This is a genomic window from Roseicyclus marinus (genome assembly GCF_036322625.1).
Lineage (GTDB): Bacteria > Pseudomonadota > Alphaproteobacteria > Rhodobacterales > Rhodobacteraceae > Roseicyclus > Roseicyclus marinus_A.
Genome location: NZ_AP027266.1, coordinates 2437861 through 2451414 on the forward strand (window position 1 = coordinate 2437861; position 13554 = coordinate 2451414).

12 protein-coding genes are annotated in these 13554 nt (G+C 68.6%); 5 read left to right on the plus strand and 7 right to left on the minus strand.

The genetic code is table 11. From position 1 onward, the window contains the following. Nucleotides 1-20 precede the first annotated feature (20 nt). Nucleotides 21-1010 (plus strand): M23 family metallopeptidase, encoded by a 990-nt coding sequence (locus AABA51_RS11615; RefSeq protein WP_338272037.1) that lies wholly within the window; start codon nucleotides 21-23, stop codon nucleotides 1008-1010. An 86-nt stretch (nucleotides 1011-1096) separates the two neighbouring features. Here AABA51_RS11615 and AABA51_RS11620 read toward each other — a convergent pair whose 3' ends face one another. The 3 genes from AABA51_RS11620 to AABA51_RS11630 form a co-directional block, all read right to left on the minus strand. Beyond that, the gene (locus AABA51_RS11620; protein ID WP_338272038.1) at nucleotides 1097-2824 is read right to left on the minus strand and encodes a peptidoglycan -binding protein; all 1728 of its coding nucleotides are present in this window, start codon (nucleotides 2822-2824) and stop codon (nucleotides 1097-1099) included. A gap of 6 nt (nucleotides 2825-2830) precedes the next feature. Then, entirely contained in the window at nucleotides 2831-4093 is a 1263-nt protein-coding gene (locus tag AABA51_RS11625) for a biopolymer transporter ExbB (protein WP_338272039.1), read from the minus strand. Between the two features lie 82 nt (nucleotides 4094-4175). After that, nucleotides 4176-4712, minus strand: coding sequence for a gamma-glutamylcyclotransferase (locus AABA51_RS11630; RefSeq protein WP_338272041.1), 537 nt, complete (start codon nucleotides 4710-4712; stop codon nucleotides 4176-4178). A gap of 80 nt (nucleotides 4713-4792) precedes the next feature. On the opposite strand from AABA51_RS11630, the gene AABA51_RS11635 reads away from it, so the two are divergent. Then, a complete protein-coding gene (locus AABA51_RS11635; RefSeq protein ID WP_338272042.1) occupies nucleotides 4793-5794 on the plus strand; it encodes a DUF2125 domain-containing protein in 1002 nt (333 codons plus the stop codon). Between the two features lie 16 nt (nucleotides 5795-5810). On the opposite strand, the gene AABA51_RS11640 is transcribed toward AABA51_RS11635, so the two are convergent. The 4 genes from AABA51_RS11640 to AABA51_RS11655 all read right to left on the minus strand — a co-directional run bounded on the left by AABA51_RS11640 (nucleotide 5811) and on the right by AABA51_RS11655 (nucleotide 11087). Continuing rightward, the gene (locus AABA51_RS11640) at nucleotides 5811-6800 is read right to left on the minus strand and encodes an extensin family protein (protein ID WP_338272043.1); all 990 of its coding nucleotides are present in this window, start codon (nucleotides 6798-6800) and stop codon (nucleotides 5811-5813) included. Next, on the minus strand, nucleotides 6797-7732 hold the full coding sequence (locus AABA51_RS11645; protein ID WP_338272044.1) for a prephenate/arogenate dehydrogenase family protein: 936 nt from the start codon (nucleotides 7730-7732) through the stop codon (nucleotides 6797-6799). Before AABA51_RS11645 ends, AABA51_RS11640 begins: the two co-directional genes overlap by 4 nt. After that, a complete protein-coding gene (gene hisC / locus AABA51_RS11650; protein ID WP_338272046.1) occupies nucleotides 7729-8814 on the minus strand; it encodes a histidinol-phosphate transaminase in 1086 nt (361 codons plus the stop codon). The genes AABA51_RS11645 and hisC overlap by 4 nt, the downstream gene beginning before the upstream one ends. Before the next feature lie 68 nt (nucleotides 8815-8882). Further along, nucleotides 8883-11087: a primosomal protein N' gene (locus AABA51_RS11655; RefSeq protein WP_425328806.1), complete on the minus strand. Its 2205-nt coding sequence runs from the start codon at nucleotides 11085-11087 to the stop codon at nucleotides 8883-8885. A 75-nt stretch (nucleotides 11088-11162) separates the two neighbouring features. Here AABA51_RS11655 and fsa point away from each other — a divergent pair, with 75 nt between their 5' ends. From fsa to AABA51_RS11670, 3 genes are all read left to right on the plus strand, one after another. Then, complete coding sequence (gene fsa, locus AABA51_RS11660) at nucleotides 11163-11819, plus strand: fructose-6-phosphate aldolase (RefSeq protein WP_338272047.1); 657 nt, start codon at nucleotides 11163-11165, stop codon at nucleotides 11817-11819. Between the two features lie 68 nt (nucleotides 11820-11887). Continuing rightward, the gene (locus AABA51_RS11665) at nucleotides 11888-12619 is read left to right on the plus strand and encodes a DUF484 family protein (RefSeq protein WP_338272049.1); all 732 of its coding nucleotides are present in this window, start codon (nucleotides 11888-11890) and stop codon (nucleotides 12617-12619) included. 1 nt (nucleotide 12620) lies between these two features. Further along, nucleotides 12621-13544 (plus strand): tyrosine recombinase XerC, encoded by a 924-nt coding sequence (locus AABA51_RS11670; protein WP_338272050.1) that lies wholly within the window; start codon nucleotides 12621-12623, stop codon nucleotides 13542-13544. Nucleotides 13545-13554 lie beyond the last annotated feature (10 nt).

A 13554-nucleotide genomic window follows, 5' to 3' on the forward strand; every position in this document is an offset into this window, starting at 1 on the left:
AGGCGAGGGGCAAGGCGTAAATGGTGCCACGATTGTTTTCCGTTCCCGGCCATGCCACCCGCGCCGCTGCGGTCCTGCTGGCAAGCGCCCTGAGCGCCCAAGCGCAGGAGGCCCCTGCCCTGCTGTTCCCGGTGGAGTGCCGGCTTGGCGAGACCTGTTTCCTGCAACAATTCGTCGATCACGACCCCGGCCCCGGCGCGCGCGCCTTTGATTGCGGGCCGCAAAGCTATGACGGCCATACCGGCACCGATATCCGCACCGCCGATCTGGAGGCGATGGCGCAAGGCGTGACCGTGATCGCGGCGGCGGGCGGCGTGGTGCGGGGACTGCGCGATGGCGTGCCCGATGGCGGAACCGCCACGATGCAGCCGGGCCAGGGTTGCGGCAATGGCGTGGCGCTGACCCATGCGGAGGGGTGGGAGACGCAATATTGCCACCTGATGGAAGGGTCGATCCTTGTGCAGGAGGGGCAGACGGTCGCGGCGGGCACGCCGCTTGGGCTGATCGGCTATTCGGGGCAGACGGAATTTCCGCATCTGGAATTCATCTTGCGGCACGAGGGACAGGTCATCGATCCTTTCGATGCGGAAACGGGCGACAGCTGCGACGCGCCACCTGCGGGGCTTTGGGCCGAACGGGTCGAAAACCCCGGCGGCGGCATCCTGTCGGCGGGGTTTGCGGAAGCCATCCCGGAACTGGCCGATATCGCGGCGGGGCGGGCCGATACCGGCGCGATCGAGGCGCGGGGCGCGGCGCTGGTGATCTGGGGCTTTGTCCATGGCGGGCGCGCGGGCGATGTCGTGACGCTCAGGATCACGGATGCCACGGGGGCAGAGGTCCACGCGCAGGAGGTGGTGCTGGAGCGCGCCCAGGCGCAGCTGTTTCGCGCCAGCGGGCGGCGAACCCCGGCAGAGGGCTGGCCGCCGGGGCTTTACCGGGGAGAGGTGGTGCTGAGCCGCGCGGGCACAGAGATCGACCGGGCCGAAACGGCGGTGCTGGTCACGCCGTGACGGCGCAGACCCGCGCCATTCTCTAATCCCTTGATGTCGCATGTCCGGGGAGCGCAAGACCGGTTCCCGCTTTTGCGCGACATGCTCTAGCGCTCGGTCAGTTTCAGCTCGATCCGCCGGTTCTGCGCGCGGCCATCGGCGCTGCCGTTGTCGGCGATGGGGCTGTATTCGCCAAAGCCCGTGGCGGCCAGCCGCTCGGGCGGAAAGCCCAGTTCCTCGGACATGAACAAGACGACCGACAGCGCGCGCGCCTGGCTCAATTCCCAGTTCGAGCCAAAGGCACCGCCCGCCCGGATCGGCTGGTTGTCGGTATGGCCGTCGACGCGCAGGATCCAGTCGATGCCATCGGGAATGTCCTGCGCCACATCGGACAGCAGGCCCGCGACGCTGCGGATCTGGTCAAGCCCTTCGGGGGCCAGATCGGCGGACCCCAGATCGAAGAGCACCTCGGAGGAAAAGACGAACCGGTCGCCTTCGATCCTGACCCCTTCGCGCCCTTCCAAAAGCTCGCGCAGCCGCCCGAAGAATTCGGAGCGGTAGCGTTCCAGCTCTTCGGCCTCGGCGGCAAGGCGGGCGGCCTCGGCGGCCTCGAGCTCGGCGACGCGGGTCTGTTCGGCGGCAAGCGCGCGCTGTTCCTGCGCCACGCGGGCCAGCGCCTGGTTGAGCTGCGCGCCCAGATTGGCGATCTGGATATCCGCCTCGGCATCGCGGGCGGCGCTGTCGTCCAAGAGCGCCTGAAGCCCGTTCAGCTGCGTCCGGAGGGCTGCCACCTGCTCGTTCAAGAGCGCCACCTGGCGCGCGCTTTCGGCCGATGCGGCCTCGGCCCTGTCCAGTTCGGCATTGGCCTGCGCCAGAAGGATGGCACGCTGTTCGGCCTCGGTCAGGGCAGTCTCCAGATCGGTTTCGGCGGCAAGGCGGGCGGCCAGGGCGGCGGCCAGATCTTCGCGCAGCGTTTCGTTCTCGGCGGGAAGCTCGGCGTTGAGGTCGAGAGCGGCGGCGAGCCGCGTTTCCAGATCCGCCTCGGCGGCGCGGGCAGCGGCCAGAAGCGTCAGCGTTTCCTCTGCCCTGCGGCGCTGTTCCTCGAGCGCGAGGGTCATAGCGGTCAGTTCGGCATCGGCGTTTTCCAGCCGCGCGCGCAGCGCCTCGGCGGCGGCGGCATCGACCAGCCGCGCGGCCTCCTGTTCGGAAATCTGCGTCTCGAGGCGGGCGATCGTGTCGGATTGCGCCGCGCTGTCGGCCTCGAGATCGGCAACCAGCGCCTCCAGCGCCTCGCGGCGGGCGGCGGCAAGCCGCGCCTCTTCGGCGGCGCTGTCGATCTCGGCGCGCGCGCTGGCCAGCGCAAGGCGCAAAGCCTCGGCCGCATCGAGGGTTTCGGCCAGTTCGGCGGCGGTGGCATCGCGGTCGGCGGTCAGATCGGTATTGGCCGCGATGAGGGAGGCGACCTGCGCCTCGAAATCGGCGATGCGGGCGGCCTGTGCATTGGTTTCGGCCGTGAGCGAGGCGATGAGCGATTGCTGCGCGCTCAATTGCTGTTCGGCGCTGGCCAGCGATCCGGTCAGCGTGGCCACCCGGCTTTCCAGCGCGGCGGCGCGGTTTTCCTCCAGCCCCAGCGCCTCGGCCAGGGAATTGAGCTGGGCGTTGAGGGTGTTGAGTTCGTCATCCTGGCTCGTGATCTGTTCGGACAGGACGAATTGCACGACCATGAAGATCGACAGCACAAAGATCATCACCATCAGAAGCGAGGTGATCGCATCGACGAACCCGGGCCAGATCGTGCCCGACATGCTGTTGCTGGCGCGGCGCTGAAAGGCCATCGCGGCTTACTCCGCGCCGGCGGGGGGCGGGGGCGTGGCGGGGGCCTGCGGGCGGCGCGCGGGCGTGCGCGCGGCGGTGACCAGATCGCGCAACGCGGTGGTCAGTTCGGTGATGTCGCCGCGCAGCGCCAGCACATCCTCGTTCCGGCCCGCGCCGAGATCTTCGTAGATCTTGAGCAATTGCACGTCGATGGAGCGCAGGCGCATCCGGCTTTCGTCGTCGATGCCGCCGCCGCGCTGGCCCTCTTCCAGCACTTGCGACAGGCGTTCCTGGGCTGCGGCCAGGCGTTCGGTCGCCTGCGCGGGGCCCGGACCCAGTTTCGCGGTCAGCGCATCGATGGAGCCTGCAAGCTGCAAGAGCCGCTCCTCGGTCGCGGCGCGGCGGCTTTCGGATTGCGCGAAGAGCGATTGCAGCGTGTCCATCTGGTCGACCATGTGGTCCAGCACGGTGGCGATCGCGCTGCGGTCGACGCCGCCCCCCTCGCCCTCGCCGCTGGCGAAACTGACGCGGGTGATGGAGGCGAGCCATTCCTCGAGCTGGCGGTAGAAGCGGTTCTGGCCATGGCCTGCGTAAAGCTCCAACAACCCCACGACGAGCGATCCGGCCAGACCCAGCAGCGAGGAGGCAAAGGCCGTGCCCATGCCGCCCAGCTGATCCTCGAGCCCGTTCATGAGCCGGGCGAAGACGGCCACGCCCTCTTCGCCCGCGGTCGGCTGCAGGGAGCGGATCGTGTCGACCACGGCGGGGATCGTGGTGGCCAGACCAAAGAACGTTCCCAGAAGGCCGAGGAAGATCAACAGGTTGGCGATGTAGCGCGTGATGTCACGGCTTTCTTCCATCCGGCTGCCGACACTGTCGAGCATCGAGCGCGCGGCGGCCCCCGTGACCTGCAGGCCGCGCCCGCGCACCCGCGCGATGCCGGTCATCGCCGCCAGAAGCCGGGGGGGGCGTTCGCTTGCCTCTTGCGGGGCGATGCCCGCGATCTGCTCGATCCAGGCGACCGAGGAAAACAGCTGCGCCACCTGGAAGAAACAGGCGAAGACGCCGATGATGAAGACGATGCCGATGGTCCCGTTCAGGATGGGCGAGGCCATGAAGACCGGCTGGACCTGCGGCCAGACCAGCACGCCGCCCGCCGCGACAGCGGCACAGATCAGGATCATCAGCACGATCTGTTGCGTGGGACGTGTGATGCGGGGGCCGCCGGGCCCCTGCCGGGTCATGCGCGGTTCTGACGCCGCGGCGCCCATATCTGCTCTGCTCGCCATGGCTCCGGCCCGGTTCTTGCTGTTGCCTGTGGGCAATCTACCCGCGCCCGACCCATAAGCCAATGCCGCAATGCGGCCCGGCTCAACCAGATTGCAGGGCGCGCACGCGCGCGACCAGCCAATCCAGATCGGGATCGGGCAGGCCCAGCTCGTGCAGATGCAGGGCCGTGTTTTTCAGATAGGCGTCATTGGGGCCGCGCCCGCCCACGGCGCGGGCGATGATCTGCGCCTGCTCCTCGAGGGGGAGGGTGCAATATTGCTCATGGGCGGGATCGATCACGTAGGTCAGAACATCCTCCTGCGCCCCGCCATCGGCAAAAACGACCCGCTGCCGGGTTTCCAGATAGGCCGAAGAGATCAATTCCCGCTCGCGCAGATAGGCCAGCGTATCGTCGGCATGAGGGGCCGCCACGCGAAACGCGATACCATGACAGACCGCGCCGGGCTTGAAATCGAGGGCAAGGACAAGACCCGGTGCCTCGGGCGTGCCGCGATGGTGGATCGAGGACATGCAGAAGCTGCGATGCCAGTCATGGAGCCGCGCCACCCGCGTTTCGGCGACCGGAAAACCCGGATCCCAGAGCAGCGATCCGTATCCAAAGACCCACAGATCGTTCATCTGCCCCTCGTCTCCCGCATGGCCAGTCCCCTTTCGGGGCGCTATAGCGGGGTCGGCATCTGGACGATAGGGGTCGGGGGATGAAACGGGTCTTGGTTGCATGCCTTGGCGTGGCCGCACTTGCCGCGCTGGCTTGGTTTGGCTGGGCGGGGGTGACGCAGCGCGCGGTGACCGGTTGGCTGGACGCACGCGAAGCCGAAGGCTGGGTCGTGAGCCGGCAAGACGTGTCTGTTTCGGGCTTTCCGAGCGAATTCGTGATCAACCTGTCCGATCTGACACTGGCCGATCCCGCGACGGGCCTGGCGTGGTCTGCCCCGACCTTCACCCTGCGGCAGGCGGTGTTCGACCCCGGCCGGATCGAGGCGATCTGGCCCGAGACCCATACCCTCGCCTCCCCCTATGAGCGGTTGACGATCCGCGCGGGCGATCTGGCCTCGGTGCTGGACCTGCGGCCCGGCGCCGATCTTGCGCTTCAGGCGTCGGAAACGCGGATGCGCGATCTGGTGATCGACAGCACGCTGGGCTGGCAAAGCCATCTGGCAGACGGGTCCGCCACGGTGATCTTGCAGCCGGGCGAAACCGCGCGCTACGCCATCGGCTTTCGGGCGACCGACCTGACCCCGCCCGAACAGGTGCGGGCCCGGATCGATCCCGCCGGCGTGTTGCCCGCGGCGATCCCCGTCGTGCTGACCGAGGCCGTGGTGAGCTTTGACCGGCCATGGGATCTGTCCGCGATCGAGGTCGCGCGCCCCCAGCCCACCCGGATCGACCTGACGGAGGCGCGCGCGGAATGGGGCGACCTGATGGTGCGGCTGTCGGGGGCCATGGATGTCGATGCCGAGGGACGGCCCACCGGCGAAATCGCGATCCGGGCGCAGAATTGGCCCGCGATGCTCGACATGGCCGAACGCGCGGGCGTCCTGCCTGCGGGGTTGCGATCCTCGGTCGAGACGGGGCTGGGGTTCCTGGCCAGCCTGTCGGGACGGCGCGAGGATCTGGACGTGACGCTGCGGCTGGAGGCGGGGTTCATGTTCCTCGGCCCCTTGCCCATCGGCGAGGGACCGCGCCTGCGCCTGCGGTAGACAGGTCCGCGGTAGGTCAACGGCAATAGGGGCCTGACCGGTAGCTCGCCACGTCGAAATGGAAATGGTCGCGGTGGAACCGGTCGGAATTGGGGCCCAGCACCGTGCCGAAGGGTCCGCATGCCCCCCGGTGCATGTCGCGCAGCATGCGCCCGTCACGCCCCCCGCCCCAATCGCTCAGAACCGTCAGCTCGTCCCCATTGGCCAGCCCGATCCCGGCGATGTCGACGGCATTGCCCCGCCCATGTTCCGAGATGCGCGCGCCGGGCTGGTTGTTGCGCGTGCGACAGGCATAGGAGGCCACGACCCGGAGCGAGGCCACCCCGCCCCCGGTGCGCCCCACGGTCGGCACGACACTGCGCTGGACCCAGGTCTGAAGCGCGCGGGCCGTTTCGCAATTCACCGTCGCGGGGGTGCTGAGCGTGATGCCGTCGACCGCGCGCAGGCGCACGGGTTCCGCGATGCCGCAGCCGCGCGTGCGGCCCGTGATCGGTGCCAGCCTTTCCCCGACCAGACCCGGAACCCCGCACAGATTGTCCGAAGCGCGGCCCGGTTGCGTCACCCGTCCGGGGATCTGGCGGGTGGCCGTGGCGCGCACCCTTTGTTCCAGCCCATCGGGGCGGAGCCTGGGGCGCAAGGATCGCGGGATGGCGCGCTCGGTCGCCACACCACCGTTGAAGACAAGGGTCGCGATGGCCTCGGGCAGGATGGCAGAGGGTGCGGGCGGGGCCGCGACCTCGGGCGCTGCCGCCACCGCTGCGGGCGCGGGCGCGCCGCCGCGCAACACGGGGCGCAGGGAGCGCGCCGGGGCCTGTGGTCCGGCGTTGATCGCAACGCGGGTGACGCTTTCGGCGGCAGGAGCCGGGGCAACCGGCGCGGGGGCTGCCGCCTGTGCGCCGGGGCGGAATAAAGGCCGGGGCGATCGGTCGGGAGCCTCGGCCAGCGCCGCCCCCCCGAGCGCCAGCGACACAAGCGCGGCGAGGTATGGCGCGCCGCGCCTGATCACGTGCCGGACACCTCGCGTTTCGCCTTGGACCGGCCGAAATCTGGGGCGTCGGTATCTTGTCCCGCCTCGATGATGCCCCGCCGGATCGCGCGGGTCCGGGTGAAATAGGCATGCAGATGATCACCATCGCCGCGCCGGATCGCGCGTTGCAGGGCGAACAGCTCTTCGGTGAAACGGCCAAGGATTTCCAGCGTCGCATCCTTGTTGGTCAGGAAGACATCGCGCCACATGGTGGGGTCGCTGGCCGCGATACGGGTGAAATCGCGGAAACCGGCGGCGGAATACTTGATCACCTCGCTGTCGGTGACGCGCCGCAGGTCATCGGCCACGCCCACCATCGTATAGGCGATCAGGTGGGGCGTATGGCTGGTGACGGCCAGAACCAGATCATGGTGGTCGGCGTCCATCTCCTCGACCTTGGCACCGCAGCCTTCCCAGAGCGCGCGGAGGCGCGCAATGGCCTGCGCCTCTGTCCCCGGTTCCGGGGTCAAAAGCACGTAGCGGTTGTCGAAAAGCTCGGCAAAGCCTGCGCGCGGCCCGGAATGTTCGGTGCCCGCCAGCGGATGGCCCGGCACGAAATGCACGCCCTGGGGGATATGCGGGGCGACCTGCGCGATCACATCGCGCTTGACCGACCCGACATCGGTGACGGTGGCACCCTGGGCCAGATGCGGCGCGATCTCGGTCATCACGGCCCCCATGGCGCCGGGCGGCACGCACAGGACGACCAGATCGGCGCCCGCCACGGCCTCGGCCGCGCTATCGGTCACGCGGTCGCACAGCCCGATCTCGCGCGCCACGGCACGGGTTTCGGCGGACCGCGCCGTCCCCACGATCTCGCCCGCCAATCCGGCCCGCCGCATCGCATGGGCCATCGAGCCCGCGATCAGCCCCAGACCGATCAGCGCAACGCGATTGTAGATCACGCTCATGCCGCCCCCTTGAAGTCTGCCAGCGCGCCCAGCACGCGGGAATTATCCTCGGGCTTGCCCACGGTGATGCGCAAAGCCTGCGGGAAGCCGTAGTTTTTCGGGTGGCGCACGATGATGCCCGCCTGCTTGAGATGGGCGTCGGCGGCCAGCGCCTCGGCCTCGTCGGCAAAGCGGACAAGGACGAAATTGGCGAAACTCTCGTCGCAGCCGAGGCCAAGCTGGCGCAGCCCACCGGTCAGCCGCGCGCGCTCAGTGGCATTCACCCGCAGGCATTCCGCGACCCAATCCAGATCGCGCACCGCAGCCTCGGCCCCGGCCAGCGCCACGCCCGACAGGTTGAACGGCCCGCGAATGCGGTTCAGGACATCCACGATCGCGCGGGGCGCATAGCCATAGCCGACGCGCAGGCCGCCCAGACCATAGGCCTTGGAAAAGGTGCGCATCATCACGACATTCTCGCGCGCCTCGACCAGCGCCTTGCCGCCGTCATAGCCATCCACGAATTCGGCATAGGCCCCGTCCAGGACAAGGATACAGGTCGCGGGCAGGCCATGGGCCAGCCGCGTCAGATCCTCCATCGGCAGGAATGTCGCGGTGGGATTGGCCGGATTGGCGATGAAGACAAGCCGCGTGGCATCCGTCGCCCGGGCAAGGATCGCCTCGACATCGACGCGGCGGTCACGCTCGGGCACCTCGACGGGCGTGGCCCCTGCGGCCAGCGCGCTGATGCGATACATGGCGAACCCATGTTCGGTATGCATCACCTCCAGCCCCGGCCCGACATAGGCCTGGCACAGGAAATGGATGATCTCGTCCGAGCCCACGCCGCAGACGATGCGGTCAGGGTCAAGGCCGTGCACCTCCGCGATCGCCGCGCGCAGGCCCGCGTGATCGGTGGAGGGGTAGCGGTGGCTCTCGCCCAGCGCACTTGCCATCGCCGTCAGGGCGGCGGGCGACGGCCCGAACGGGTTCTCGTTCGAGCTGAGTTTCAGCGGCGCGTCATGGCCCGGCAGCGCGGATTGCCCGCCCTGATAGAGCGCGATGTCGAGAATGCCGGGTTGCGGGCGGATCGGGGCGGTCATGGGATGCACCGGTGAATTGGGCGTGGTCGGGTTTCTCTAGCGGGCTTCCAGCCCCAAGAAAACCGCTATCAGTAGAAGCTTTGCGGGTCGATATCGACCGATAGCCGCAGCTTGGCCGAAAGCCGGATCGGCGAAATCCAGCGCGCGATGGCCGATTGCACGGCCGCGCCCTTGGGGGCCTTGACCAGAAGCCGCACACGGTGGCGGCCCCGGACACGGGCGATGGGCGCGGGCGCGGGACCATAGACCATGCCGCCGATATCGCGGATCGGCCCGTCGCTGCGCGCCAGCCGCGTGCCAAGGTCAAAGGCCGCCGCCGCATCCTCGGCCGAGATGATGATGCCCGCCAGACGCCCATAGGGCGGCATGCCCGCCGCCTCGCGCTCGGCGGCCTCGGCGCGCCAGAAGCCTTCTTCGTCGCCACTCAGGATCGCGCGGATCACCGGGTGTTCGGGCTGAAATGTCTGCAACAGCGCCAGACCCGGCGCCTCCGCCCGCCCCGCCCGGCCCGAGACCTGCCGCATCAGCTGGAAGGTGCGTTCCGCCGCGCGCAGGTCGGAGCCTTGCAGGCCGAGATCCGCATCGATCACGCCCACCAGCGTGAGCCGGGGGAAATTGTGCCCCTTGGCCACCAGCTGCGTGCCGATGATGATGTCGGTCTCGCCCGATGCGATCTCCTCGATCTGGGCCTTGAGCGCGCGGGCCGACCCGAAGAGGTCGGAGGACAGGATCGCGAGCCTCGCATCGGGGAACACCCGCGCCGCTTCTTCGGCGATGCGTTCCACCCCCGGCCCCACGGCGGCCATCTTGCCCGTGACGCCACAGGCGGGACAGGTTTCGGGCAGCGGTTTCGTCTCGCCGCATTGGTGGCAGACCAGCCGTTTCTGGAACCGGTGTTCCACCATCCGCGCATCGCAATGATCGCAGCCCACCTGCGCCCCGCAGGCCCGGCAGAGCGTCACCGGCGCATAGCCACGACGGTTGAGGAAAAGAAGCGATTGTTCGCCCGCCTGCAACCGCTTGCCGACCTCCGATTGCAGGCTGGGCGAAATCCACGCCTGCCCCGGCAGATCCTCGGTGCGCATGTCGATGGCGCGCATGTCGGGCAGAACGGCGGTGCCGAAGCGCGCCTTCAGGTCAAGGCGCGCGTATTTCCCGGCCTGTGCATTGGCCCATGTCTCGAGCGAGGGCGTGGCCGAGGCCAGCACCACCTGCGCGTCATTGAGCGAGGCGCGCAGCACCGCCATGTCACGGGCGTTGTAGAGCGCGCCCTCCTCCTGCTTGTAGGAGGTGTCGTGTTCCTCATCCACGACGATCAGCCCCAGATCGCGGAAGGGCAGAAACAGCGCCGAGCGCGCCCCCACCACCAATTGCGCGCCACCCTGTCCCACCATCCGCCACGCCCGGCGGCGTTCGGTCATGGTGACGCCCGAATGCCATTCGGCGGGTTTCGCCCCGAAGCGGTCCTGCACCCGCGTCAGGAATTCGCTCGTCAGCGCGATCTCGGGCAAGAGAACCAGCGCCTGCCGCCCCTGCCGCAGGCATTCAGCGACCGCTTCAAGATAGACCTCGGTCTTGCCCGAGCCGGTGACCCCCTTGAGGAGCGTCGTGGCGTAGCGACCGCTTCGGATGCCTGTGCGAAGCGCATCGGCCGCCGCCACCTGATCCTCGGTCAGGGGTTTGCCCGGCAGATCGGGGTCGAGCGGCAAAAAGGGCGCATCGCGGGGCGTGTCGACCTCTTCCACCGCGCCTTGCGCCGCCAGACCCTTGACGACCGAAGACGTGACACCGGCCATGTCGGCCAGTTCCTTGAGCGTGAACCCCAGCCCCCCATAGTCGACCAGGGTGGCGATGACGCGGGCGCGCGCATCGGTCATGCGGGCGGGCGTGCCCTGCCCCAGCCGGTAGATCTTGCGCATCGAGGGCGGATCGGACAGGCCCGGCGCGCGGGTGGCCAGCCGCAGCATCTGCGACAGCGGCGTCAGCGTATAGGCCCCGGCCTTTTCAAGAAACACGCGCAATTCCTCGCGCATGGGGGCGGCATCGAGCACCCGGCCGGCGGCACGCACCTTGGCCGCGTCGTAGTCGCCCTGCCCCGGCCCCCAGACCACGCCCAGGACCCGGCGCGGCCCCAGCGGCACCTCGACGAAAGCGCCCAGCCAGCACCCCCCCTCGGGCGCGCGGTAATCCAGCACCCGGTCGATCGGTTCGGGCGTCAGCACACCGATCAGCGCGCCCTCCTCGAAATGTTCGACCATGGCACCCCGATACATGGCTTTCCGTTAGCGCTCCCCTAGGCTAGAAGGCCGCCAAACCATCACGTATTCGGATCGAAAGGAACCGGCCAGATGAAATTCTTTGTGGATACCGCCGATGTGGACGCCATCCGCGAGCTGAACGATCTGGGGATGGTGGACGGCGTCACCACGAACCCCTCGCTGATCGCCAAATCCGGTCGCGACATCAAGGAAGTGACCGCCGAGATCTGCGCGATGATCCCCGGCCGTCCCGTCTCGGCGGAAACCGTGGCGCTCGATGCGGACGGCATGATCGCCGAAGGCCGCGAGCTGGCCAAGATCGCCGACAACATCACGATCAAGGTCCCGCTGACCTGGGACGGGCTCAAGGCCTGCAAGGTGCTGACGGGCGAGGGCCGGATGGTCAATGTCACGCTCTGCTTCTCGGCCAACCAGGCGCTTCTGGCGGCCAAGGCGGGCGCGACCTTCATCTCGCCCTTTGTCGGGCGCTTGGACGATCTCAACCTCGACGGCATGGAATTGATCGGGGAAATCCGCCAGATCTATGACAATTACGATTTCTCCACAGAGATCCTCACAGCCTCGGTCCGCACCGCGAACCACATGAAACAGGCCGCGCTGATCGGCGCGGATGTCGCCACCGCACCGCCCGCCGTGATCAAGGCGATGGCCTCCCATGTCCTGACCGACAAGGGGCTCGACGCCTTCCTCAAGGATTGGGCCAAGACGGGCCAGACCATCCTTTGACTTTCTTGGCCCGCGATCTTGCTGTAAGGTCGCGGGCAACGAACAAGAAAATCCGAGGGGCAGCACCCGTGAGCAGCGTCGAACCCGAGCATCTGTCGACCTATGCCGATGACGATTGGCGGGACCGCATCATCGCGGATCCCGACCTCGTTCTCGATGACCGTGACCTGATGCGCGCGCTCATCGCGGCCAATGACCGGCAGATGGGCGGCAATATCGTCGACATGCGCGGCATCGCGATGGAGCGGCTGGAGAACCGGCTCGACCGGCTCGAAGACACCCACCGCTCCGTCATCGCCGCCGCCTATGAAAACCTTGCCGGCACGAACCAGATGCACCGGGCGATCCTGTCGCTGCTGGACCAGACGGAGTTCACCGCCTTTCTGACGACGCTGGCCACCGACGTGGCCGCGACCCTGCGGATCGACCGCGTGCGGCTGGTGCTCGAAAGCCCCGAGGCGACGGCCACAGCCGCCCCCCATGTGCAAAAGCTCGAGGATGTGCTGACCATCGTGGCCCCCGGTTTCGTCGAAAGCTACATCACCGCCGGTCGGGCCGTGCCGCATCGGCAGGTCACGCTGCGGCAGGTGGGCGACGGCAGCGCGGCGATCTTTGGCGCGGATGCGGCCTGGATCAAATCCGAGGCGCTGATGATGCTCGATCTCGGCCCCGGCCGTCTGCCCGCGATGCTGGTCATGGGATCCGAGGATCCGCACCAGTTCCGCCCCAGCCAGGGCACCGATCTTCTGACCTTTTTCGCCGGTGTCTTCGAACGGTTGATGCGGCGCTGGCTGGATTGAGATGAGCCTCGCGCTCAGCCCCGGCACCCGCGATCTGATGGCGGGCTGGCTGACCGATCTGGGCAGCCTGCGCGCGGCCTCGCAGGCCACGACCGATGCCTATGCCCGCGACCTCACCGATTTCCTGACATTCCAGGCGCAGCACCTGGGCGGCATCCCCGGTCCGGCCGCCCTGCGCGGGCTGACCGCGTCGGACCTGCGGGCCTGGATGGCCGCGCAGCGCGGGCGCGGGGTCGGGTCACGCTCGCTTGCGCGGCGCCTGTCGGCGGTGAAATCCTTCTACCGCTGGTGGGCGGACCGCGACGGGTTCGACGCGACGCCCATCCTGTCGATGCGCGCCCCCAAGCATGGCCGCCGCCTGCCCCGCCCGCTCAGTGTCGAGGGCGCGCGCGACATGATCGACACCATCGCAAGCCAAGACGCCCGCGATTGGGTTTCGGCCCGCGACACCGCGATCGTGACGCTGCTCTATGGCTGCGGCCTGCGCCGGTCGGAGGCCTTGGCGCTCGATGCCCGCATTCTGCCCCTGGGCGAGGTGCTGCGCATCCGCGGCAAGGGCGGCAAGGACCGGGAGGTGCCGGTCCTCCCCGCCGCCCGCGAGGCCGTGGCGCGCTATGCCGCGCTTTGCCCCCATGACCTGGCCCCCGGAACGCCCGTCTTTCGCGGCATTCGCGGCGGGCCGCTCAACGGGCGGCTGGTGGCCAAGGTGATGGAACAGGCGCGCATGCAGCTTGGCCTGCCCGCCACCGCCACGCCCCATGCGCTCCGCCACAGTTTCGCGACGCATCTGTTGAACGCGGGCGGCGATCTGCGCGCGATCCAGGAATTGCTGGGCCATGCCTCCTTGTCGACGACACAGGCCTATACGGCGGTCGATACCGCCCGCCTGCTCGAGGTCTATGCCGCCGCCCATCCCCGCGCCTGACGTCACAAAA

Bases quoted from the DNA above. Each gene is read 5' to 3' on its own strand.
- AABA51_RS11670 (WP_338272050.1), top strand. From the start codon at position 12,621: ATGAGCCTCGCGCTCAGCCCCGGCACCCGCGATCTGATGGCGGGCTGG.
- AABA51_RS11620 (WP_338272038.1), bottom strand. From the start codon at position 2,824: ATGGCCTTTCAGCGCCGCGCCAGCAACAGCATGTCGGGCACGATCTGG.
- hisC (WP_338272046.1), bottom strand. From the start codon at position 8,814: ATGACCGCCCCGATCCGCCCGCAACCCGGCATTCTCGACATCGCGCTC.
- AABA51_RS11615 (WP_338272037.1), top strand. From the start codon at position 21: ATGGTGCCACGATTGTTTTCCGTTCCCGGCCATGCCACCCGCGCCGCT.
- fsa (WP_338272047.1), top strand. From the start codon at position 11,163: ATGAAATTCTTTGTGGATACCGCCGATGTGGACGCCATCCGCGAGCTG.
- AABA51_RS11630 (WP_338272041.1), bottom strand. From the start codon at position 4,712: ATGAACGATCTGTGGGTCTTTGGATACGGATCGCTGCTCTGGGATCCG.
- AABA51_RS11655 (WP_425328806.1), bottom strand. From the start codon at position 11,087: ATGTATCGGGGTGCCATGGTCGAACATTTCGAGGAGGGCGCGCTGATC.
- AABA51_RS11625 (WP_338272039.1), bottom strand. From the start codon at position 4,093: ATGGCGAGCAGAGCAGATATGGGCGCCGCGGCGTCAGAACCGCGCATG.
- AABA51_RS11645 (WP_338272044.1), bottom strand. From the start codon at position 7,732: ATGAGCGTGATCTACAATCGCGTTGCGCTGATCGGTCTGGGGCTGATC.
- AABA51_RS11635 (WP_338272042.1), top strand. From the start codon at position 4,793: ATGAAACGGGTCTTGGTTGCATGCCTTGGCGTGGCCGCACTTGCCGCG.